At 67.2% G+C, this 21,751-nt stretch carries 21 protein-coding genes and 2 pseudogenes; 9 read left to right on the top strand and 14 right to left on the bottom strand.

The window, feature by feature from the left end; genetic code table 11:
- The first annotated feature begins 7 nt into the window (after positions 1-7).
- The 3 genes from hpaI (at position 8) to NP80_RS07675 (ending at position 1,969) form a co-directional block, all read left to right on the top strand.
- Positions 8-814 carry a 4-hydroxy-2-oxoheptanedioate aldolase gene (gene hpaI, locus NP80_RS07665; protein WP_035487732.1) on the top strand — a complete coding sequence of 269 codons (807 nt, stop codon included), beginning with the start codon at positions 8-10 and terminating at the stop codon, positions 812-814.
- A gap of 115 nt (positions 815-929) precedes the next feature.
- Entirely contained in the window at positions 930-1,397 is a 468-nt protein-coding gene (locus tag NP80_RS07670; protein WP_035946227.1) for a helix-turn-helix domain-containing protein, read from the top strand.
- Complete coding sequence (locus tag NP80_RS07675; protein ID WP_045593318.1) at positions 1,394-1,969, top strand: PIN domain-containing protein; 576 nt, start codon at positions 1,394-1,396, stop codon at positions 1,967-1,969. The genes NP80_RS07670 and NP80_RS07675 overlap by 4 nt, the downstream gene beginning before the upstream one ends.
- Before the next feature lie 244 nt (positions 1,970-2,213).
- Here the strand turns inward: NP80_RS07675 and NP80_RS07680 are convergent, their stop codons facing one another.
- Positions 2,214-3,023, bottom strand: coding sequence for an AraC family transcriptional regulator (locus NP80_RS07680; protein ID WP_006409450.1), 810 nt, complete (start codon positions 3,021-3,023; stop codon positions 2,214-2,216).
- A gap of 95 nt (positions 3,024-3,118) precedes the next feature.
- On the opposite strand from NP80_RS07680, the gene NP80_RS07685 reads away from it, so the two are divergent.
- Both NP80_RS07685 and NP80_RS07690 read left to right on the top strand, forming a co-directional pair.
- Positions 3,119-3,370 carry a hypothetical protein gene (locus tag NP80_RS07685; protein WP_006409444.1) on the top strand — a complete coding sequence of 84 codons (252 nt, stop codon included), beginning with the start codon at positions 3,119-3,121 and terminating at the stop codon, positions 3,368-3,370.
- A 78-nt stretch (positions 3,371-3,448) separates the two neighbouring features.
- Positions 3,449-4,414: a quinone oxidoreductase family protein gene (locus tag NP80_RS07690; RefSeq protein ID WP_006409441.1), complete on the top strand. Its 966-nt coding sequence runs from the start codon at positions 3,449-3,451 to the stop codon at positions 4,412-4,414.
- Between the two features lie 58 nt (positions 4,415-4,472).
- On the opposite strand, the pseudogene NP80_RS07695 reads toward NP80_RS07690, so the two are convergent.
- Positions 4,473-4,583, bottom strand: a pseudogene (locus tag NP80_RS07695) (porin); the annotation flags it as partial.
- Positions 4,584-4,969: 386 nt separating this feature from the next.
- On the opposite strand from NP80_RS07695, the gene NP80_RS07705 reads away from it, so the two are divergent.
- Positions 4,970-6,028, top strand: coding sequence for a DUF6402 family protein (locus NP80_RS07705; protein WP_226823145.1), 1,059 nt, complete (start codon positions 4,970-4,972; stop codon positions 6,026-6,028).
- Positions 6,029-6,041: 13 nt separating this feature from the next.
- A complete protein-coding gene (locus tag NP80_RS07710; RefSeq protein WP_226823143.1) occupies positions 6,042-6,542 on the top strand; it encodes a hypothetical protein in 501 nt (166 codons plus the stop codon).
- 135 nt (positions 6,543-6,677) lie between these two features.
- Here NP80_RS07710 and NP80_RS07715 read toward each other — a convergent pair whose 3' ends face one another.
- The 5 genes and pseudogenes from NP80_RS07715 to NP80_RS31885 all read right to left on the bottom strand — a co-directional run.
- Positions 6,678-7,760, bottom strand: coding sequence for a porin (locus tag NP80_RS07715; RefSeq protein ID WP_006409451.1), 1,083 nt, complete (start codon positions 7,758-7,760; stop codon positions 6,678-6,680).
- Between the two features lie 172 nt (positions 7,761-7,932).
- Entirely contained in the window at positions 7,933-9,000 is a 1,068-nt protein-coding gene (locus NP80_RS07720; RefSeq protein WP_006409454.1) for an ABC transporter ATP-binding protein, read from the bottom strand.
- A complete protein-coding gene (locus NP80_RS07725; protein WP_006409438.1) occupies positions 8,993-10,765 on the bottom strand; it encodes an ABC transporter permease in 1,773 nt (590 codons plus the stop codon). The genes NP80_RS07720 and NP80_RS07725 overlap by 8 nt, the downstream gene beginning before the upstream one ends.
- A gap of 98 nt (positions 10,766-10,863) precedes the next feature.
- Complete coding sequence (locus tag NP80_RS07730) at positions 10,864-11,964, bottom strand: ABC transporter substrate-binding protein (RefSeq protein WP_006403667.1); 1,101 nt, start codon at positions 11,962-11,964, stop codon at positions 10,864-10,866.
- A gap of 283 nt (positions 11,965-12,247) precedes the next feature.
- A pseudogene (locus NP80_RS31885) lies at positions 12,248-12,505 on the bottom strand (response regulator); the annotation flags it as partial.
- Between the two features lie 152 nt (positions 12,506-12,657).
- On the opposite strand from NP80_RS31885, the gene NP80_RS07740 reads away from it, so the two are divergent.
- Positions 12,658-13,332 (top strand): response regulator, encoded by a 675-nt coding sequence (locus tag NP80_RS07740; protein WP_006403664.1) that lies wholly within the window; start codon positions 12,658-12,660, stop codon positions 13,330-13,332.
- A complete protein-coding gene (locus tag NP80_RS07745; RefSeq protein WP_006409443.1) occupies positions 13,329-14,750 on the top strand; it encodes a sensor histidine kinase in 1,422 nt (473 codons plus the stop codon). Before NP80_RS07740 ends, NP80_RS07745 begins: the two co-directional genes overlap by 4 nt.
- Before the next feature lie 11 nt (positions 14,751-14,761).
- Here the strand turns inward: NP80_RS07745 and NP80_RS07750 are convergent, their stop codons facing one another.
- From NP80_RS07750 to NP80_RS07780, 7 genes are all read right to left on the bottom strand, one after another.
- Positions 14,762-15,628 (bottom strand): MOSC domain-containing protein, encoded by an 867-nt coding sequence (locus tag NP80_RS07750; protein WP_006409453.1) that lies wholly within the window; start codon positions 15,626-15,628, stop codon positions 14,762-14,764.
- 74 nt (positions 15,629-15,702) lie between these two features.
- Positions 15,703-16,665: an ABC transporter substrate-binding protein gene (locus NP80_RS07755; protein WP_006403661.1), complete on the bottom strand. Its 963-nt coding sequence runs from the start codon at positions 16,663-16,665 to the stop codon at positions 15,703-15,705.
- Between the two features lie 37 nt (positions 16,666-16,702).
- Positions 16,703-17,884, bottom strand: a complete 1,182-nt coding sequence (locus tag NP80_RS07760) for a c-type cytochrome (RefSeq protein ID WP_045593321.1) — start codon at positions 17,882-17,884, stop codon at positions 16,703-16,705.
- Positions 17,885-17,943: 59 nt separating this feature from the next.
- Complete coding sequence (locus tag NP80_RS07765) at positions 17,944-18,744, bottom strand: ABC transporter ATP-binding protein (protein ID WP_006408741.1); 801 nt, start codon at positions 18,742-18,744, stop codon at positions 17,944-17,946.
- The gene (locus NP80_RS07770; protein WP_045593540.1) at positions 18,738-19,829 is read right to left on the bottom strand and encodes an ABC transporter permease; all 1,092 of its coding nucleotides are present in this window, start codon (positions 19,827-19,829) and stop codon (positions 18,738-18,740) included. The genes NP80_RS07765 and NP80_RS07770 overlap by 7 nt, the downstream gene beginning before the upstream one ends.
- Positions 19,830-19,833: 4 nt before the next feature.
- Positions 19,834-20,868 (bottom strand): ABC transporter substrate-binding protein, encoded by a 1,035-nt coding sequence (locus tag NP80_RS07775; protein ID WP_006403657.1) that lies wholly within the window; start codon positions 20,866-20,868, stop codon positions 19,834-19,836.
- Between the two features lie 35 nt (positions 20,869-20,903).
- Positions 20,904-21,743: a class II aldolase/adducin family protein gene (locus NP80_RS07780; protein WP_045593324.1), complete on the bottom strand. Its 840-nt coding sequence runs from the start codon at positions 21,741-21,743 to the stop codon at positions 20,904-20,906.
- Positions 21,744-21,751 lie beyond the last annotated feature (8 nt).

The raw sequence follows: 21,751 nt of genomic DNA on the forward strand, positions 1-21,751 counted from the left end.
ACTGACGATGCAGATGCCGACGAATACGTTCAAGGCCGCGCTCGTGCGCGGCGACGCGCAGATCGGGCTGTGGCTCGGTCTGGCCAATCCGTACAGTGCCGAAATCGTCGCGGGCGCCGGTTTCGACTGGCTGCTGATCGACGGCGAGCACGCGCCGAATACCGTGCCGTCGATCGTCGCGCAGCTGCAGGCGATCGCGCCGTATCGGTCGCAGCCGGTCGTGCGCGTGCCGTGGAACGATCCGGTGATCGTCAAGCAGGTGCTCGATCTCGGTGCGCAGACGCTGCTCGTGCCGATGGTGCAAAGCGCCGACGAAGCGCGCGCGGCGGTGGCCGCCACACGCTATCCGCCACACGGGATTCGCGGCGTCGGCAGCGCGCTCGCGCGTGCGTCGCGGTGGAATCGCGTGGGCGACTACCTGCATCGCGCGAACGACGAGATGGCCGTGCTCGTGCAGGTCGAGACGCGCGCGGGGCTCGACGCGATCGAGGCGATTGCGCGTGTCGAAGGGGTGGACGGCGTGTTCATAGGGCCCGCGGACCTGGCCGCCGATCTCGGGCACCTCGGCAATCCCGGGCATCCGGACGTGCAGGCCGCGATCGACGGCGCGATCCGGGCGATCAAGGCGGCCGGGAAGGCGCCGGGGATTCTCAGTGCGGATGAGGCGGCGGCGCGGCGTTATCTGGAAGCGGGGGCGCTGTTCGTGGCGGTCGGCGTCGATACGACGTTGCTGGCGAGGAGTGCGGAGCGGTTGGCGGCGCAGTTCAAGGGGAAGGCGGGCGAGGTTGTGAAGAAGGGGGATGGGACGTATTGAACGATGAAGCCGGCTGCGCTCGGAGTATTTGGGGTTCGTTCAATTTTCGTTTATTGCGAATTTCGTTTATTTCGAATAGACTGCTGAAATCCTGAAATTCCGATTGGAGAACGCAATGCATCACGCCACGACACCCGACATGATCTTGCCCGTCGAGCGCGAGATGCAGGCGGCCGTCGAGGGGCAACGCATGCTGGCGGCTTATCTCGCAACACGGACCGATACGCAGCGCATTCAGATTTTTGATGACGAGAACCGAGCCCATCAGGTCGAGCTGCCGACGTCCGCACTTCGTCTGCTGGTGGATATTCTCGCGGAATTGGCGGATGGCAACGCTGTCAAGGTTGTGCCGGTTCATGCGGAATTGACGACGCAGGAAGCGGCAGATCTGCTCAATGTCTCCCGCCCGCATCTGATCAAGCTGCTTGAGTCGAATGCATTGCCCTATCACCGGACGGGCAAGCATCGGCGCGTGCGGTTTTCGGATCTGATGCGCTACAAGGCTGAGCGCGACCAAGAGAGTGCTGACGCAATGGAAGAACTGAGCAAGCAGGCACAGGATCTGCGGATGGGCTACGAATGACGCATTCGCCATTTACGGCGATCTACGATGCCTGTGTGCTTTATCCCGCGCCGCTTCGCGATTTCCTGATGCGGCTGGCGTTGAGTGGATGTTTCCGGGCGCGGTGGAGCGCACATATTACCGACGAGTGGAAGCGCAATCTGTTGGACAACCGTCCGGATTTGACAGCGGAACAGCTTGATCGAACCTCAAGTTTGATGGATCGAGCGATACCGGATGCCGTCGTGACCGGTTATGAATCGTTGATTGCCGGGCTTGTTCTCCCGGATGCCGACGATCGTCACGTGCTTGCCGCTGCAATCCGTTGCAACGCCAGCGTGATCGTGACGTTCAATCGAAAGGACTTTCCGGAAGAGGCGTTGTTGCCGTACGGCATCGAGGCCCAGCATCCAGACGAGTTCGTCGATGATCTTTTCGACCTCGAACCCGCGGTGGTCGTTGCGGCCGCGCGACGACAGCGAGAGGCGCTTAAACAACCACCGTTGACTGCAGACCGGTACCTCGAGATCTTGCGACGACAAGGCATGGTGCAGACGTGTCAGTCGCTCGACGCCTATCGAGCACTTCTTTGAACGGGTGTTGTGCGGTGCGCGGATTCAGTAATGTCATGTGACCGCGCGTCGATGCTTTCGCCATCTAACGTCCATACGTTCCGGCCGGCGTCGTGTTCTGCGATTGCCGTCACCGGTATGCTTCGCGATCACGAACGCGGCGCACGGGTGGCGAACGACGAATTCGCTGCTTGCAGTTTTCAACAATGCCGTGCGCGTTACATTCGGCGCCGTCTAGCCGATCGGCACCGGCGCTGCATGTGAATCATGACGAAGTTCGCTCCTTGCTGGCTTCAAGTCGCGTCAGCTCCCCATACTTCCCCGGCGTCGTCCCGAGCGCACGCCGAAACATGTCGATGAACGCGCTCACGTTCTCGTAGCCGAGATCGAGCGCGATCGTCGTGACCGGCACACCGTCGGCCACTTTCTCGAGCGCGCGCATCAGCCGCGCCTGCTGACGCCACTGCGCGAACGTCAGCCCCGTCTCCGCGACGAAGCGCCGGCTCAGCGTGCGCGCGCCGAGCCCGGCCCAGCGCGCCCAGTCTTCGAGGCGGCGGTTGTCGGCCAGATCGGCCGCGAGCGCATCGGTGATTCGCACGAGCCGTGGGTCGCGCGGCCGCACGAGCCCGAGCGACTGCGCGTCCGCCGCGGCGATCTCGTCGACGATCACCTCGGCGATCCGCGCCTGCGCGGCGTCGAGCGCCGATCCATCCCAAGTCGCGGCGCGCCGCACGGCTTCGCGCAGCAACGGCGTCGTGCGGATCGCGCGCGGTTCCGACGGCAAGGCGCCGCAGCGCGCCTCGGCCACGAACACCGACCATCCCGAAAACGGTCCGAACGACTGCAGCCCGTGCCGGCAGTGCGGCGGAATCCAGATCGCATGGATCGCCGGTACGACCCAGTCCTGATCGTCGAGCCCGATCGACAGCAGTCCGCTCAGGGCGCCGACGAGCTGCCCACGCGCATGCGCATGCGGCGCGGTCGTACGCGCATCGCGCTGCGTGAGCACGGCCGCGGCGACGAACGGACCATCGTCGCCGAGCACGAGCCGCGCGGGAAGAAGGGGGGCGGACATGGCCGAATCTCCGTATCGAATGGCTTTTATACCGGAGATCGGCAGCGGCCGCACGCGTAAATTGGGCGCTTCAATCACAGACATGGAGCCGGACGATGCGAGCCGAACAATTGCTTCCCGACGATCAGGACCGGCTCGATGCCGGCGACACGACGATCCGCAAGGGCACCGTCGGTGCGTTTCTGATCAACGCGCGCGTGCTGACCGACCCGCATGCGTCGACGGCCGAGCGCGCCCGAGCAGAAGCCGACGTGCTCGACGCGTTGCCGGCGCTGCGCGCGCTCGGGCTGTTCGATGTGCTCGACGTGCGCGATCGCGCGCTGCGCGCGTGGCTTGACGTGCATTGAGGGTTGCGCCGCAGCGCGACATCAGGCGTACGCGTGCGGCCAGCCCGGTATTCACATCAGCACATTCGAGGAGTCGACATGAAGGCAGCAGTCGTGAAGGGTCCGGGCGAAGGGCCGGTCTTTATGGAATTCGACGCGCCGCACGCGCAGCCGGCTCACCGGCTGATCGACGTGACGGCGTCGGCGGTGAGCCGGCTGGCGCAGGGGCGCGCGTCCGGCGCGCACTACTCGTTCGACGGGCGCTATCCGTTCGTCGTCGGCGTCGACGGCGTCGGGCGGCTCGACGACGGGCAGCGCGTCTACTTCTTCAGCGCCGCGGCGCCGTTCGGCGCGATGGCCGAGCGCACGATCGTGCCCGATACGCAGTGGGTGCCGCTGCCGGACGATCTCGACGACGTCACGGCCGCCGCGATCGCGAATCCGGCGATGTCGTCGTGGGCCGCGCTGACCGAACGCGCGCGCATGACGGTTGGCGAGACGGTGCTCGTCAACGGCGCGACGGGCACGTCGGGCCGGCTCGCGGTGCGGGTCGCAAAGCACCTCGGCGCCGCGACGGTGATCGCGACGGGACGCAACACGGCCGCGCTCGATGCGTTGCTGGACGCCGGTGCGGATGCCGTCGTGCCGCTGCAGCAGGACGCGGCCGCGCTCGCGCGTGCGCTCGAGCCCCACTGGCGTGCGGACGTCGACGTCGTGCTCGACTATCTCTGGGGCGAGACCGCGCGCACGCTGCTGGTGAGCGCCGCGCAAAACATGCCGGCGGGCCGCACGCTGCGCTTTGTGCAGATCGGCTCGATGGGCGGCGGCGACGTGTCGCTGCCGGGCGCCGTGCTGCGCGCCGCGGCGATCGAACTGATGGGCAGCGGGCTCGGCAGCGTGCCGCTGCCGCGGTTGATCGCGGTCGCGCGCGGCGTGTTCGACGCCGCCGCACGCGCACGACTGACGCTCGACACACGCGTGGTGCCGCTGTCGGCGGTCGGCGCACACTGGAACGATACGAGCAGTGCCGTTCGTACGGTGTTCACGATGGGAGCGGAACGCTGACCGCCGTGCGGCGCCGTGGGCGACATGCGTGCCGTCGCCCGCGTCGTCCAGCGAGGCGTCAAAACCGCTGCTGAATCCCCGCCGTCACGCCCACCTGTGTCGTGCCATACCCGGCGAAATCGCGCGACACGCCGACCTTCTGGTCGTGCTTCGCGATTGCAAACGCGTTGGACAGGCACCGTATGACGAACTCGCTGTTTGCAGTTGTCGACAATGCTCGTGCGCATTACATTGAGCCGTCCGCTTCTCCACCGGATGTTTCAGGAAATGCGTTTCCTCGCGAAAAGGGCGAGCGTATGCGCGATACCTCTATGCAGAGCCGAAAAGACCCTCGTGCGGGACTCGATCGTGTTGCCCATTCCTGATAAATGGCGGTTGCGCGACATTGCAAGGTTCGGTAAGACGTTCTAAGGTTTCGGATTCTACAGAGCGAATAAATATATGAAACGCGATATTGATAGGATCCCATATTTAAAGATCAACAAGCTCGTTTGAAAATGGAAACTCTGCGAGGGGCAGGACGGAGGAATCCCGGTGTGCGATGTCGGTCTGTCAATGGCAATGGCTCCCCCGTGGAAAGAGTTGCCCGTCAAGCAATCGGCACCCGTTGTCCCGGCCGGTAAGCGCGACTCGCTCGACAAGATGGTGGACGACATCGAAAGGATTGCGAATGCATTTTCACGCTTCCGAAAGTGGCTGGATACGCCTGTCCCACCCGACCAACCGAAGGCGGAAGGAAATAAAAAAGAAGTGCCGCCTTTTGACATTCAGCAGATTCCTGATGCTATGCGCAAAGAGCATATGCCGATTTCTGCAAGGTTGATGGAACGATGGTTTTCCGGGGAACTTAACTATTCGGTTACGTTGGAGGATCAGCGTAACGAGATCAATCAAAAAGGTGAACTCTATTCTGAATCGATGATCGATCGGACCACCATAAAAATGGACTGGGTTCTCAGGCATGCGCGCGCAAAGAAGCAATACGATCGTCTCGTAAATTTCGATATATATGGCTTGCGTGCGTATGAAACCCTTAAGGATATCCTTGGTCGTTACCGTAGTCGCGGAGACGTATCGCCTTGGACGGTCAGCGACTACGATATCCGCAAGCTACACAGGGAATTCCAGTTCCAGCGAGCGGCGGTAGAGAGTTCCTTTGAACAGAAGGCTTTGCAGGCCGCGAGACGTCTACCCGATGCTGGTGTCCCTGACGATCTGACGGGCGCGTTGGGGGCGTTCAACTTCTATGCTGCGGTAGCGGGCGTTACTTTCGACGTCGGTAACAGAAAAGCGACGGTCACGCACATTGTCGTATATGTCCGGGACGGTTATTCCTTTGAAGGGGCCGCGGATTCGCGGTCGCAGTACTTGGGCCACTGGAGCAAAAACGGTGTGGCGATCGTACCGAGCTACGTTGCAGCAAATCTCGCGGATCAGCCGTGGTTCGACTTTCCGATAGTAGTAGGCAGTACGATCGCTAATCTCTATGAGCCAGGGAAAGTCTACTATCCTGTCCGGAATCGCTCGTTCCGCGAATTGCAAGCCACGCACCGTCAAGGCGGCGACTTCATCATATTTTCCGACTATAGGCCGATCATGTTGAATAAACCATAACGGTGCATTTCGAATGAACGGATTGGCGATAGGTGTGCAAGCGGCCGGCATGATCGCACTCGCGGCCGTCGTGCTGCTCGGAATCACGGTAGGTCTGTTGATCGTCGTCCTATACAGCTTCTCGCGCCATGAGGGACGCCTCGAACGAATGAAGTCGGGAATGAAAGCGCTCGGTTCCGCTCTGGCAATTGTCATCTTGCTGTTCTGCGCCGGCGTCTACTACAAGGACGCTCGATTACGCGCACGCGCGACGCAGTTCGTCACCGAACCTTCCCGGGGCGACGGGGGACGCTACACCGCGCGATATGCGTACCTCGGAGGGGAGCGAATCCTTTTGCGGCTCTATCGGACCTCCGATATGCGATTGCTTGCCGAGCGCACGTACGCGTACCCGGATGCCGTTCGCTTGATATGGACCAAGGAATCGCTGATCTTCGATACCGCCGTCGACCATGATGGCGAGATCCCGTTGCCGCCCACCGGCTTTGATCGACTCAAAGCCATGTTGCCGTAGTAGGCGGCGCTCCTGCGTGAGTGACTTCTTGCGAGCGCGGAAGGGCAGCGCACGGCGGCGCGCGAGCGCAAGTGACCGCATCGCATGGAGGCACGGGCGACGTGCGTGCCGTCGCCCGCGTCGTCGAGCGAGGCGTCAAAACCGCTGCTGAATCCCCGCCGTCACGCCCACCTGCGTCGTTCCATACCCGGCGAAATCGCGCGACACGCCGAGCTTCTGGTCGTGCTTCGCGATCGCGAACGCGCCCGACAGATACAGCATCGTACGCTTCGACAGCGCGTAATTGGCGCGCATCGACACGAGCGTCGGATCGGCGTCGGTGCCGCCCTTGATGTCCTGGTGATAGACGGCTGCGATCAGCGAGAACGTCGGCGTGAACTGGTACGATCCGCCGAGCCAGTACGTATCGCTCAACTGGTTCGCGGCACTCGTGTGAAACGTGCGCCGATAGTTGCGATAACCGGCCATCGTCTTCAGGTTGCCGAAGTCGTAGCTGAGGCCCGCGTGGATCCCCTGGATGTAGTTGACCGTGTCGGCGGGCGTCACGCTGTCGGCCGCGCCGTTTTGCCGGTCGAACGTGACCACGGCCGCGAACGGTCCGCTCTCGTAGCCGAGCGCGACGTCGTATTTCGAGCTGGTCTTCACGCTGCCCGGCACGTTGCCGAAGCCGTACAGCGCGCCGAACTTGAAGCCGCTGAACTCGCCGTCGTAGCGCACCGCGTTCGACGAGCGCGTGAACATGCCGTCCTTGCGGCCGCCGGTCGCCATCGACGCGCTCGCCCACGAGTAGTTCTGCGCATAACCCATCGGGTCGAACGGCAGCAGGTAGTCGTAGGTGACGGTGTAGTTGCGGCCGAGCGTCAACTCGCCCCATTTGCCTTTCAGGCCGACCGTCGCACGGCGCGCGAAGATCGAGTCGGGGCCGTCGTCGAGTGCGCCGTTCGCGAGATCGATGCCGCTTTCGAGCCGGAATACGGCCTTCAGGCCGCCGCCGAGATCCTCGACGCCGCGCAAACCCCAGCGCGACGTGTTCTTGTTGCCCGACTTCAGCTTGACGGAGCTGCCGCCTTCTGGCGCCGCGTGGTTCGTGTACTCGATGCCGGCATCCATGATCCCGTACAGCGTGACCGACGATTGCGCGTGCGCGGCGCCGGCCGCGAGACCGGCGACGGCGGCCGAGCCGGTCAGGACGGCGGCGCGAAGGGAACGTGACTTCATTGACGGTGTCTCCTTGGTTCTTGTGGTTGAGGTGAAACGGATGCGGCGCGCAGCCGACCGCGGCGGACGCCGCCGGCCGTCCGCGCGCAAATGTGCACAAGCGCGTGGTGCGATGGGGGGCGGCGTGCAGACGTGCGGCGTGCATACGTGCGCCACGCACACGCCGCCCGGTTCAGCCCGCTTTCGCGAACGCCCAGCAGTCGTTGGCCGGAAACTCGATCCAGTGCTTGCCCGCCGCACGCGGCGCGTGGCCGAACGCGCGCAGCCGCATGTCGCCGCAATGGAACAGGTATTCCCAGCGATCGCCGAGATACATCGACGTGACGAGGTCGGCCTGCAGCCGGTTGGCGCCGGGGCCGTCGGCGACCTGCACGCGTTCGAGGCGGATCACGGCCTGCGCATCCTGGCCCGGCGCGAGCGTGTCGCGCGCGAGCGCGCGCAGCTCCCAGCCGTCGCCGGCGAGCGTCACGCAGTCGCCGTCGACGGCCGCGACACGCGCGTCGATCCGGTTGTTGCTGCCCATGAACTCGGCCGTATACAGCGAGCGCGGCGCGCCGTACAGCTCGGCTGGCGTGCCTTCCTGCTCGATGCGGCCGTTGCGCAGCAGCAGGATGCGGTCTGACATCGCCATCGCCTCGGTCTGGTCGTGCGTCACGCAGAGCGCGGACAGCCCGAGCGACACGATCAGCTCGCGCAGCCACGCGCGCGCTTCCTCGCGCAGCTTCGCGTCGAGGTTCGAGAGCGGCTCGTCGAGCAGGATCACGGGCGGGTTGTAGACGAGTGCGCGCGCGATCGCCACGCGCTGCTGCTGGCCGCCCGACAGCTGATGCGGAAAGCGTTCCGCGAGGTGCGCGAGGCCGAGCTGCTCGAGCGCGTTCTGCACGCGGCGTTTCTGTTCGGCCGCGGCGACGCGGCGCAGCTTCAGGCCGTAGCCGACGTTGTCGGCGACGGTGCGATGCGGCCACAGCGCATATGACTGGAACACGAGGCCGAGCGAGCGCTGCTCGACGGGCAGATCGACGCGCTGCGCGCCGTCGAAGAACACGCGATCGTCGAGCTGGATGCGGCCGTCGGACGGCTGTTCGAGGCCGGCCACCGCGCGCAGCAGCGTCGTCTTGCCGCTGCCCGACGCGCCGAGCAGACACACGACTTCGCCGGCCTTCAGTTCGAACGACACGCCTTTCAGGATCGGATTGGCGCCGTAGCTGAGATGCAGATCGTCGACGATGAGCTTATCCATGAAGTTTCACTCCGAAACGCAGGGCCACGCCGAGACCGACGCCGACCATCGCAATGTTGATGACAGAGAGCGCGGCGACCTGATCGACCGCGCCGGTCGCCCACAGCGACACGAGCAGCGCGCCGATCACTTCGGTGCCGGGCGACAGCAGATAGACGGCGGTCGAGTATTCGCGCTCGAAGATCATGAAGATCAGCAGCCACGCGGCGAGCAGCCCGAAGCGCACGAGCGGCAGCGTCACGTCGAGCGACACGCGGCTGCGCGTCGCGCCGACGCTGCGTCCGGCTTCCTCGAGCTCGGGGCCGACCTGCAGCAGCGCGCTCTGGATCAGCCGCATCCCGTACGCGAGCCACACGACCGTATACGCGATCCAGATGCTCCACATCGAGTTCTTCAGCTCGCGCAGCCCGGGCACGAACAGGAAAATCCAGAGGAACGCGAGACCGGCGAGCAGGCCCGGCACCGCGCGCGGCAGCAGCACGACGTAGTCGAGCAGCTTCGTCGCCCAGTCGTGGCGGCGATGGCCCGCGAACGCGACCAGCGAGTAGAAGCCGACCGCGAGGGCGCCGCCGATCACGCCGATGCCGAGCGTGTTGACGATCGCGCGCACGAGGTTGTCCTGTTCGAACAGCTCGGTGAAGTTCGCGAGTGTCAGCACTTCGCCGAGCGCGACGCCTTCGCCCCAGTTGGTGACGAACGCGCGCAGCACGATCCCGGAGATCGGCACGATCACGGTCAGCGCGAGCCACAGCGCGACGATCGCGAGCGCGACCCAGCGCCACACGCCGAGCGGCAGCACGGTCGAACGGCCGGCCTTGCCCTTCACGGTGACGAAGCGGTTGGCCGTCTTCAGCAGGCGGCGCTGCAGCAGCACGAGCGGAAACGTGATCGCGACGATGCACACCGCGACCGCGGCCATCAGGTGATACGACGGCACGCCGAGCTTGTTGGTCAGCTTGTACAGATAGGTGGCGAGTACGAGATGGCCTTCCGGATCGCCGAGCACGAGCGGCAGCCCGAACACCTCGAAGCCGAGGAAGAACACGAGCACGCCGGCGAACAGCAGCGCGGGCATCGTCATCGGCAGGCTCACGTCGAGCGCGACGCGGAACGGCCGCGCGCCCGTCACGCGCGCCGCTTCCTCGACGTCCGAGCCGAGGTTGCGCAGCGCGGCCGACGAGTACAGGTACACGTGCGGCACGTGCGTGAGGCCGACGATTACCGTGATCGCGAAGATCGAATAGACGTTCCACGGCACGCTCTGCGCGCCGAACAGTTCCTTGAACCACACCGAGTAGAAGCCGACCGGGCCGGCCGCGACCACGTAGCCGAACGCGAGCACCATCGGCGACACGAACACGGGCGTGAGCAGCAGCGGTTCGAGCCAGCGGCGGCCGGGCAGGTCGGTGCGCACCATCAGGAATGCGAGGATGCCGCCGAGCGGGATCGAGATGAACAGCATCCCGCCGGCGATGATGAACGAGTTCTTCACGGCCGACCAGAAGTCGGGGTCGCGGAAGATGAAACGGAAGCCTTCGATGCCGAGCGTCTTGCTGGCGTCGAAGAACGGCGCGGACAGCAGGCTCTGGAACAGGATGAAGCCGAGCGGCAGCGCGACCGCGACGGTCAGCACCGCGACGACGATCCAGCGCAGCATGCCGGCGAGCGGCTGCAGGCTGCGTGCGGGCAGCGCGGGAATCGCGTCGCCGTTGCCGGCGTGAGGCGGAACGGCGGCGGCCGCTCCGCGTGTGCTGGTTGAAAGCATGAGTTCGCCCCTGCGGCCATCGGAATGGCCGCCGCAAGGAAAATCGGAAAGGGGAAGGGTGCGGCCCGCGCGGCGTCGCGCGGGCGGCCGTCAGCGGATCAGCGCTTGATCGCCTGCTGCCATTGCTTCAGGAAGGCGAGCCGCTTCGACTGGTCGAGATAGACGAGCAGGCCCGTGCCGATCGGGATCGGCTTCAGCGAATCGCCGAGTTCCTTCGTGAGGCTCGCGGCCGACGTTTCGCCGGTCACGTCCGTGCGGATCGCGTACAGGTTCGCCTGGTTCGCGATCAGCGTCTGGCCGCGCTTCGACAGCAGATAGTCGACCCACAGCTTCGCGGCGTTCGGATTCTTCGCCTTCTTCGAGATCGTCGCGAGACGGCTCACGACCTGCGTATAGTCCTTCGGAAACACGTAGCCGATCGACTTGTCCTTCTTCGCCTTCGCGTACGCGTAGGAGCCGATGATGTTGTAGCCGATCAGGTTCTCGCCCGACGAGATCCGCTCCATCATCGCGCCCGTGCTCGACTGCAGCTTCGGGCCGGTCGCGCCGATTGCCTTCACGAGCTCCCACGTGACCTTCTCGTTCAGGTGCGCGTCCTGCGTCAGTGCGTTGAAGCCGACGCCGGACTTCTCTACGTCGTACGTCGTCAGCTTGCCCTTGAACCTGTCGGGCTGCGACGCAAGGAGCTTGATCAGGTCGGTGCGCGTCTTCGGCACTTCGTTTTCGGGGATGAGCCGCTTGTTGTAGACGATCGCAAGCGGCTCGAACGTCGTGCCGTACGCCTGCTTCTGGTATTGCGCCCACGACGGTACGTGCGCACTTTCCGGCGAGTCGTACGACGCCATCAGGCCGTCGTTGACGAGCTTCACCTGCAGGTCCATCGCCGAGCTCCACAGTACGTCGGCGCTCGTGCTGCTCGCCGCGTTCTCGCTGATATAGCGGTTGTACAGCTCGGTGCTGTTCATGTCGTTGTACTCGACCTTGACGCCGTACAGGCTTTCGAAGTCCTTGATCAGCGGCCGCACGAGGCCCGTGTCGGTCGTCGAGTAGACGATCAGCTTGCCTTCCTGCTTCGCGGCGTCGATCACGCCTTGGTAGTTGCCCGGATACCCGGCCGGGACCTGCGCGGCTGCCGTGCCGGCGGCCGCGCCCGTGACGATCGCCAGCGCGGCGGCGAGATGCTTCGGTGCAAACGGCATGTCTTCCTCCAGTTACGTTTTCTGTTGTGTCGTTCGAGTGACGCGGATGTTAAGTGCGATGCACTTTCAGCCTGCTTTCATTTCCGTTGACGATTGTGTCGTCCGCGTCATGGATTTCCCGAGGTCGATGCGGCGAGGCCGCAGTTTGTCGCGGCTCGCGGCAGGGATGGCGGGCAGGGCAAGGGGGCGCGTGCCATGCGCACGGCGACGGCACGGCGAGCATCGGCGCGAAAGCCGCCAACGCGCGCGACGCGCGGCCAACGCGTCGCCGCGAGCCGTTACCGACGCCGCGCAATCGATAGCCGCCGCCGCACATGACTTCCGGCATGGCCGAAGCGCCCGCGCATTGGAGCCTCCTGCGCAGCCGGCCGATATGACTGTCGACGGTGCGCTCCAGCGCGTCGGCATCCGCGTCCAGCCCGCGCAGAATCGTGCGGATGCGCGCCACGACGTCGGCCCGGTCGAACGGCTTCGTGATGTAGTCGTCGGCGCCGAAGCGCAGTCCTTGCAAGCGATCGAGGCGATGGCCTGCCGCGGACATGCTTCGATCTGCTTCGCGAGCGCCGTTTCGTGCGTGACTCGCCGGCGATCGGCTGCGCTGCATGCGACCGCGCAACCGGGGTTTGTGCGAGGCGTCGGTGCGGAAAGGATCATGTAATGTAGCGGCCTGACGTTTGCCTGACCGGAATCGCCATGCGTGTGCTGCTCGTCGAAGACAATCCCCTCCTTGCGCAGTCGCTGAACGACGCGCTGAGTGCCGCGCGGTTCGCGGTCGACCACATGGCGGACGGCGAGGCGGCGGACCACGTGCTGCGCACACAGGACTACGCGCTGGTGATCCTCGATCTCGGGCTGCCGAAGCTCGACGGGCTCGAGGTGCTGCGGCGGCTGCGTGCACGCCGCAATCCGGTGCCGGTGCTGATCCTTACGGCGCACGGATCGGTCGAGGATCGCGTGAAGGGTCTCGACCTCGGCGCCGACGACTATCTCGCGAAGCCGTTCGAGTTGACCGAGCTCGAGGCGCGCGCCCGCGCGCTGATCCGGCGCAGCCTCGGCCACGAGCATTCGCGCGTCGAATGCGGGCCGCTCGCCTACGACAGCGTCGATCGCAGCTTCCGGCTCGCCGACGAGCCGCTGCCGCTCACGCCGCGCGAGCGCTCGGTGCTCGAGGTGCTGATCCTGCGCAACGGCCGCGCGATCAACAAGGAAACGCTGTCGGAAAAGATCTTCGGCCTCGACGAATCCGTCAACGCCGACGCGATCGAGATCTACGTGTACCGGCTGCGCAAGAAGCTAGAGAACAGCGGCGTCGCGATCGTCACGCTGCGCGGGCTCGGCTATCTGCTCGAAGCGAAGGCCGACGCGTGAAGCAGCCGAACCTGCGGGCCCAGGTCGCGCTGTGGTTGCTGCTGCCGCTGCTCGGCCTGCTCGCCTTCGATTCCTGGCTCACATACCAGCGCGCGATGAGCGCCGCACACGTCGCGTTCGATCGCACGCTGTCCTCGTCGCTGAAGTCGATCCGCGAAGGCGTACGGCTCAACGATGGCGACATCGAAGTCGACCTGCCGTATCTCGCGCTCGAGATGTTCGAATCCGGCGACGGAGGCAAGATCTACTACCTGATCCGCGAGGACAACGGCCGCACGATCACCGGCTATCCCGACCTGCCGCTGCCGCCCGGCGACGACGCGGCCGGCGATCGCACCCTGTTCGTCACGCACTACTACGACGTCGTCTATCGCGGCGAGCAGCTGCGCATGGCCGCGCTGCGCGTGCCGGTGCACGACGTGCCGACCGCACAGACGCGCATCGTCTGGGTGATGGTCGGCGAGACGATCGAGGCGCGCCAGGCGCTGGCGCGGCAGATTCTCGTCGGCTCGCTGCTGCAGGAAGGGCTGCTCGTCGTGCTCGCGCTCGGCATCGTATGGCTCGGCGTCGGGCGCGGGCTGCGGCCGCTGAATCGGCTCTCGGCGACGGTCGCCGCGCGCAGCGAGGACGACCCGACGCCGCTCGATACGGGCGGGATGCCGAGCGAACTCGCGCCGCTCGTCGAGTCGATCAATCAGTACATCGGTCGCACGCAGCGGATGCAGGTCGCGCGGCGGCGCTTCTTCGCGGACGCCGCGCATCAACTGAAGACGCCGCTCGCGGCCGTGCAGGCCGGCGTCGAACTGGCGCTGCGCCCCGACGAGCAGCCGCGCGTGAACGTGCATCTGCGTCGCGTGAACGGCGCGGTGCGGCAGGCCGCGAAGATCGTCCAGCAACTGCTGTCGTTGTCGCGGCTCGATTCGGACAGCGGCCATGCGGTCGCGCACAAGACGGTCGCGCTGCATCGGCTCGCGCGCAGCGTGACGCTCGACTGGTCGCCGGTCGCGCGCGCACGCGACATCGATCTCGGCTTCGAGCACGATGCGGACGTCACGGTGCTCGGCCAGCCCGATCTGCTCGGCGAGATGATCGGCAACCTGATCGACAACGCGATCCGCTATGCGGGCGACCGCGCGGTGATCACGGTGCGCGTGTCGCGCGAGGGCGAGTGCGCGCGGCTCGACGTGATCGACAATGGGCCCGGTATTCCCGAAGACGAGCGCGATGCCGTGTTCGAGCGCTTCCATCGCGGCAGCACGACGCAGACGGTGGAAGGCACGGGGCTCGGGTTGTCGATCGTGCGCGAGATCGCGCGCGTGCATCGAGGCAGCGTGGCGCTGGCCGGTGCGGCGGGCGGCGGGTTGATCGTCACGGTGAGTTTGCCGGCAGTGGACGACGAGGCGTCGCGCGTGCGCTGAGCGCGACTAAATTAATCGCCGAAGCCGATCTCCGCATCGAGCGGCTGGCCGACCTCGAGCCACGCACCAGCGCCTTCGACGACGATCGCGTTGATGCCGAACGTCAGCGCACCGTCGTAGTTCGGATTCGCGCGATAGGTCTGCAGCGTATCGGTCGGTTCGTGCGGCCATGCCGGATCGGGCGCGCCGGTGCGCTGGTCGATCGTCGGCATCGGGCAGCGCGTGCAGAGCTTCACGAGACGCAGCCGCACGCGCGTCGCGCCGTCGGCATCGAGGTGCTCGACGAAATCCTCTTCATACGCCTCGAGGTCGGACACGACGAGGTTCGGCCGGAAGCGGTTCATCGGAATCGCGGGCGCGCCCTTTGCGGCGAGTCGCGCATTCAGATCGTCGAGCGACGCCTGCCCGATCACAAGCAGCGGATAGCCGTCGGCGAACTGCGTATGCGCGTCGACGTCGCCTGTCCATTTGGCGCTGCACGCGCGCCGCGCGTCGCGCGCGAAGCGCACGAGTTTCGCGGGTTCGCCGAGCCATTCGCTGAACCACGCCGACGTGTCCGTGCCGGTATCGATCGCATCGACGGTGTCGCGCCACACGGTGGCGGCGATCGTCGGCGTGGCCGGCGTCGCGTCGCCGTCGAGCGGCGTGCGCAGTTCGCGCATGCCGGGCGCGTTCAGCACGAGCGTGTCGCCGTCGAACGCGGGCTGCACGAGCGCGAGGCGCGGATGCGTGCGCTGCGTGATCATTCGGCCGTGCGCGTCGGTCACCATCCAGTGGCGGTCGTACGCGAGGCCGGTATCGAGCAGTTGCGCACGCGGCAGCGCGATACCGCCGCAGGATTTGATCGGATAGACGTGGAGTTCGGCGATGGCTGGCATGACGCTGGCTGAGGTGGACGAAACGGTCGAGTCGCGATTGTGCCAGATCGCACGACGGCCGTCCGTGCGGGCGGTCACGCGAGCGGGAAGCCGAGATCGAACGTCGTGCGCACGTCGAGCGGCTGGCGCAGCAGCCCGGACTTGAGGTAGAAATCCGCGGTGCGCTGCTGTTCGGCGATCACCGTTGCATCGATCGCCTGCCAGCGCGTGGCGCGACGCTGGAACTGCAGTTTCGCGGCTGCCGGCGGAATGCCGATGATCCGCGCGAGCGTCGCGGAATACGTGTCGACATGCCGGTACGACCATTGCTGCGCGCGCACGACGCGTTGCAGGAAATCGCGCAGCACGTCGCGCTTCGATGCGATCGCGGCGTCGGTCGCGGCGAGGTAGCTGAGCCCCGACCACAGGCCGCGGCCGTTGACGAGCACGCGCGCGCGGCCGCTCGTTTCGGCGAGCGCCGTATAGGGCTCCCAGGTCGCCCACGCGTCGATCGAGCCGGTCGCGAGCGCGAGCATCGTATCGGCCGGCGGCAGGAAGCGGAACGACACGGCGTCGGGCGGCAGGCCGGCCGCGTCGAGCGCCTTCAGCGTGACGAAATGGCCGATCGATCCGCGCGTGGTGCCGATCTGCTTGCCTTTCAGATCGGCCGCCCGTTTCAGCGTCGCGTCGGGCCGCACGAGCACCGCGGTGCCGAACGGATCCGAGCGGTTCGCGCCGATCACCTTGATGCGTGCGCCCGAGGCGAGCGCGAAGATCACCGGCGCGTCGCCGATCGGCCCGCAATCGACGGCCGCCGCATTCAGCGCTTCGGCGAGCGGCGCGGCCGCCGGAAATTCGGTCCACGCGATGTCGTAGGCGAGGTCGTGCAGTTCGCCGGCCGCTTCGAGCAGCGCGCGCAGCCCGCCTTTCTGGTCGCCGGCACGCAGCAGCGGTCGTGCACCGGCCTGCGCGCGCAGCGCGGCGGGCGCGACGGTCAGCGTGGCGGCGGTGGCGAGCGCACCGGCGTGCGCGAGGAAGTGGCGTCGGGTCGGATTCATCGTCAGGAGCGATCGTCGGAGAGAGGGTTCGGGGAAGTCAATGCGGCAGGCCGGCCTGCACGTCGCGTACGGGTTCGGCGTCGATGCGCAGCAGCAGCGCGGTCAGCGAATCGGCGGCGCCCGTTGCGCGCGACGGGCCTGCGCCGGCGTCCGCGCCGCAGAGCAGATCGGCGGTCGACCAGCCCGTGCTGCCCGGCAACGCACGCATCCGCAGCCAGCCGCGGCGGTCCGCGAACAGCTGCGTGCCGCCGAGCGCATCGGCCGGCACGCCGGCGATCGTCGCGAACGTGCGCCACGCGCCGGGCGTCGCGGCGACGCAGTTGGCCCGCGCGGCCGTCGACGGCGGCATCGGCGCGTCGTCGGTCGTGACGAGCAGCGTCTGCCAGCGCGGGTCTTCGGGCGGCGGCGCGCTGCCGGGCCGCAGCGCGACGATGCGTACGCGCTGTCCTTCGCGCCAGCGCGCGAGCGGCTGCGCCGTCGCCTCGCCGCAGCGCACGTCGAGTGCCGGCAGCGGGACCGGCACCGGCCACGCGCCGGCCGTCCGCGCGCTGCTGCCGGCCGACAGCGCTTTCAGGTAATCGAGCACGGCCCACGTGTCGGCGGCATCGAGCGTCGCGGCGAAGCCGGGCATCGACGGCGCATCGTGCGCGTCGCGCATGCCGTGCCGCACGTGCCAATACAGCTCGCCGTCGAGTCGCCGCGCGAGCAGCGTGCCCGCGAAGGTCGGCGGCCAATGCGCGAGCGTCGCGGCGAGCGGCCCTTCGCCGCGGCCGTCCGCGCCGTGACAGGCCGCACAGTGCCGCGCATACAGATTTGCGCCGTGCATCACGGTCGCGACCGAAAACGGCACCGGGCTGCGCTGGAAACTCGTCGGCACGGCCGGCGCAAGCCACAGCGACGCGGGCGGCCACGGCGTGCACCACGCGAGCGCGAGCGCGCCGATCGCTGCGGTCACGCGCCATCTGCGCGAAGCGACCGCGACGCAGCCGAGCGCCACCGCGAGCGCCGTCGCCGCACAGGCGAGCGCCAGCTGTCGCGTGAGTCCCGCATCGATGCGCAACGTCTCGAGCGCGATCCGCCGTGCCCACGGCCACGCGGCCTGTCCGTCGGCGTCGCCGGTCAGGCCGACCGCGTGCAACGCGCGCGCGAGCGCGACCTGCGCGCGATACAGCGACTGCAGGAACACGAGCGCCCAGTCGGCGAACGGCGGCACCGTCATCGGCGCTCCGATTGCCGCGCACGGCCGATGCTGTCTACCCGGCGAACGACAGCCCGCATCTACCAGCTCGCATCAAGCCCGAGATGCCGCAGCGCTTCGTGACGCAGCGCTGCGAGGCGTGGGTCGCCGCGATGGCGCGGATACGGCAGGTCCACCTGCAGTTCGGCGACGATGCGCGCGGGACGCGGCCCGAACACGATCACGCGCTGCGCGAGGAACAGCGCTTCCTCGACGTCGTGCGTAACGAGCAGCGCGGAGAAACCGTCGCGTTGCCACAGCGCGGTCAGCTCGGCCTGCATCGTCAGCCGCGTCAGCGAATCGAGCTTGCCGAGCGGCTCGTCGAGGATCAGCAGGCGCGGATCGTTGACGAGCGCGCGGGCGAGGGCGACGCGCTGCGCCATCCCGCCGGACAGCTGGTGCGGAAACGCGTTCGAGAACGCCTGCAGCCCGACGCGCGCGAGCGCGTCGTCGACACGATACTGCGCCGTACGCGCCATGCCGCGCGCTTCGAGGCCGAGCGCGACGTTGGCGCGGACGCGGCGCCACGGGTAGAGCGTCGGATCCTGGAACACGACGATGCGCGACGGGTCGGGGCGCGCGATCGGCACGCCGTCCTGCGCGATCGTGCCGGCGCGCGCGGCGTCGAGGCCGGCGACGAGCCGCAGCAGCGTCGACTTGCCACAGCCGCTCGGCCCGAGCAGCGCGACGAATTCGCCGGCGCCGACCGACAGCGACACGTCGTCGAGCACCGGCAGCGAGCCGTCGGGGCCGTCGAATGCATGGCTCACGCGACGAATGTCGATGCGCGCGCCGCGCGGCACGGCAACGGCGGGCGTAATGGTGGGGGCGGCGCTTACCATTGGACGGTTCCCTTTTGCCAGGCGAGCACGCGGTCGCGCAGCGCGAACAGCAACGCGATCAGGCCGGAAAACAGCAGCGCCATCACGATCAGCGCCGCATACATGTTCACGTACGACGCCCAGCCCTGCGCCCAGCTCAGATACCAGCCGAGCCCCGATTTCACGCCCATCATTTCGGCGACGACGAGCACCGTGAACGACGCGCTGAGTCCCATGAAGATGCCGACGAACACGTGCGGCAGCGCGGCCGGAATCGCGACGCGCAGCACGAGGAATCGCGCGCTCGCGCCGAACGTGCGCGCGACGTCGTAGTACTGCCGGTTCACGCTCGCGACGCCGGACCACGTGAGCACGGCGACCGGAAAGCCGGTGGCCAGCGCGATCAGGAACGCGGCGGCCGAATAGCTGGTCGGGAAGAAGTAGAACGTCAGCGGCAGCAGCGCGGTGGCCGGCACGGGGCCGAGCACGCGCAGCACGGGATGCACCCAGTAGCCGATGCGGCGCGACCAGCCGATCGACACGCCGACCGCGAAGCCGACGGCGACGCCGTACGCGAAACCGAGCGCGAGCAGTTTCAGCGTGTTGACGGCGCTGCCCGCGAGGCGCGGCCAATCGTCGACGTAGACCTCGATCAACGCCTGCGGCGGCGCGAAGAACGGCGTAGGCAGCCAGCCGGTCTTTGCGGTCGCGATTTCCCAGGCGGCGAGCACGAGCGGCAGCGCGACGAGCCAGGGGCCCGCACCGTGCACGCGCGCGAGCGGCGCGCGTACGGCCCGCACGAGCGGCCCGAGCGTCGCGGCGACGAGCAGCAGCACGGCGAACGCGCCGGCGGCGATCGCGAACGTGTCCGTGTAGGCCCAGTCGGTGAAGCCGACGACGCGGTTCGGCCACAGCTGTGTGACGGCCGCGAGCAGCGTCCATGCGAGCGCGGCCGCGATGCCGGCGGGCCACACGCGCGTGCGCCGCGCGTCGGCCGCGGATGCCGCGTCGCACGCGCTGCATGCGACGCGCGACGCTGCGGCGCCAGCGCCGCCGGCGGGTGCCGGCGCAGTGCGTGCGGAGGAAGCGGATTCGATCGTCGACATCGCGTCACCCCAGCACGTTTGCATAGACCTGCTGCGCGAAGCGCTGCGGATCCGTGCTCTTTTTCAGCACGTTGATGCGACGGAAATCGTCCGCATAGAACGCGATTTCCTGCTGCAGGTCGACGTTGGTCGGGTGGTGCGTATAGGTCAGCGTCGCATAGAGCTTGCGCAGGTCTTCCGTACTGATCTTCGGCGAATACTTCGCGAATACCTTGGCGGCTTCGTTCGGATTGTCGTGCGTGTATTCGGTCGCCTGCACGATCGAGCGCGCGAGCGCGGCGGCCGCCGGGCGGTCGTTGCGCACGAGATCGCCGCGCGCGCCGATCACGCAGCAGACCTTGCGCGCATATTCGCCGGACAGGTTCGTCGCGAGCTCCGCATAGGCGCCCTGGCTGCGCTTCTCGAGCAGATAGAGGTTCGGGTCGCCGTCGGCGATCGCCTGGATCTCGCCCTTGTCGACCGCGACGCCGAGCAGGTCGGCCGGATACTGCCGCCACGCGATGTCGCGTTCGGGATCGATGCCGTTCTTCGCGAGCAGGATCGAGAAGAAGTGCTTGCCGGGCGCGGCGAGATCGCTGACGCCGACCGTCTTGCCCTTGAGCGCCTGCAGCGACGTCACGCCGGCGGCTTTGGCGCCGACGAGCCGCACGCAGCCGCCGTGCGAGCTGCCGATGATCTTCACGTCGAAGCCGGCTTCGAGCGGCTTCAGCCAGCGATGGATCATCCCGACCGCCGCATCGGCCTTGCCGGTCGCGATCGATTCGAGCAGCTGGTCGGTCGAGCCGCTGTAGTTGATGAGCTCGACCTGCAGGCCGTTGCGTTCGAAGAAGCCGCGCTCCTGCGCGACGACGATCGGCGTCAGGCAGAACGCGTTCTGGTTCCAGGCGAACGTGAGCTTCTTCAGCGGCGGCGCCGACCACGCGCGGCGGCCGAGCGTGATCGCCGGCGCGGCGAGCGCGGCGGCGCCGGCCGCGCGCAGCAGCCGGCGGCGTGTGGCGTCGTGCGCGTCGGAACGCGCGAGAACGGGGGTATCGGTCATCGTGGGTCTCCGGGGCCGGTCGTGCGGAACGGCGCTCAGTCGAGCAGGTCGGGTTCGTCGGCAACGACGCGCGCGTACAGGCTGTCGAACGCATGCAGCGCGCCGTCGGGGCCGCCGATCTGCCCGTGCGTGTGACGCGCGGTCGCGTGATCGATCGGCTGCGGCGTGCCGGCCGCTTCGGCGAGCAATTGCGTATGCGCGGCGTTGTCGAGCGCGATGTACCACCATGCGGCAGCCTCGACCGTCGGGCCGGCCGTCAGGATGCCGTGATTCTTCAGAATCACGCCCTTGTGCGTGCCGCCGTCGGGCTTCGCGAGCGCATGCGCGATGCGCGCACCTTCGCTCGTGTCGACCACCATCCCCGTGAAATCGTCGAACAGCGCATGGTCTTCGTAGAACACGCAGGCGTCCTGCGTGAGCGGATCGAGCGGACGACCGAGCGTCGACCATGCCTTGCCGTAGGTCGAATGCGTATGCGCAGCGGCGACGACGTGCGGATGCGCGTCATGAATCGCGGCATGGATCGCGAACGCGGCCTTGTTGAGCGGCCGCGTGCCGATCACGGTTTCGCCGCGCGCGTTGACGAGCAGCAGATCCGACACGCGGATCTGCGAGAAATGCACGCCGAGCGGATTCACCCAGAAGTGATCGGGCAGCTCCGGATCGCGTGCCGTGATGTGGCCCGCGAGCCCCGACGCGAAGCCGAAGCGCGCGAACAGGCGGAACGCGGCCGCCAGCCGCTCCTGCCGGTGACGGCGCTCGGCCGCGACGTCGATGCGCGGTGCGGACGGATCGAACCAGAAATGCTGGCGCGGCGTATCGGCGAGCACGAGGCCCGACGCGGTGCGCGTGGGCGGGGAAAGGACGGCGGACATCGTCGGCG

The sequence above is a fragment of the Burkholderia multivorans ATCC BAA-247 genome (assembly GCF_000959525.1).
Taxonomy (GTDB): Bacteria; Pseudomonadota; Gammaproteobacteria; order Burkholderiales; family Burkholderiaceae; genus Burkholderia; species Burkholderia multivorans.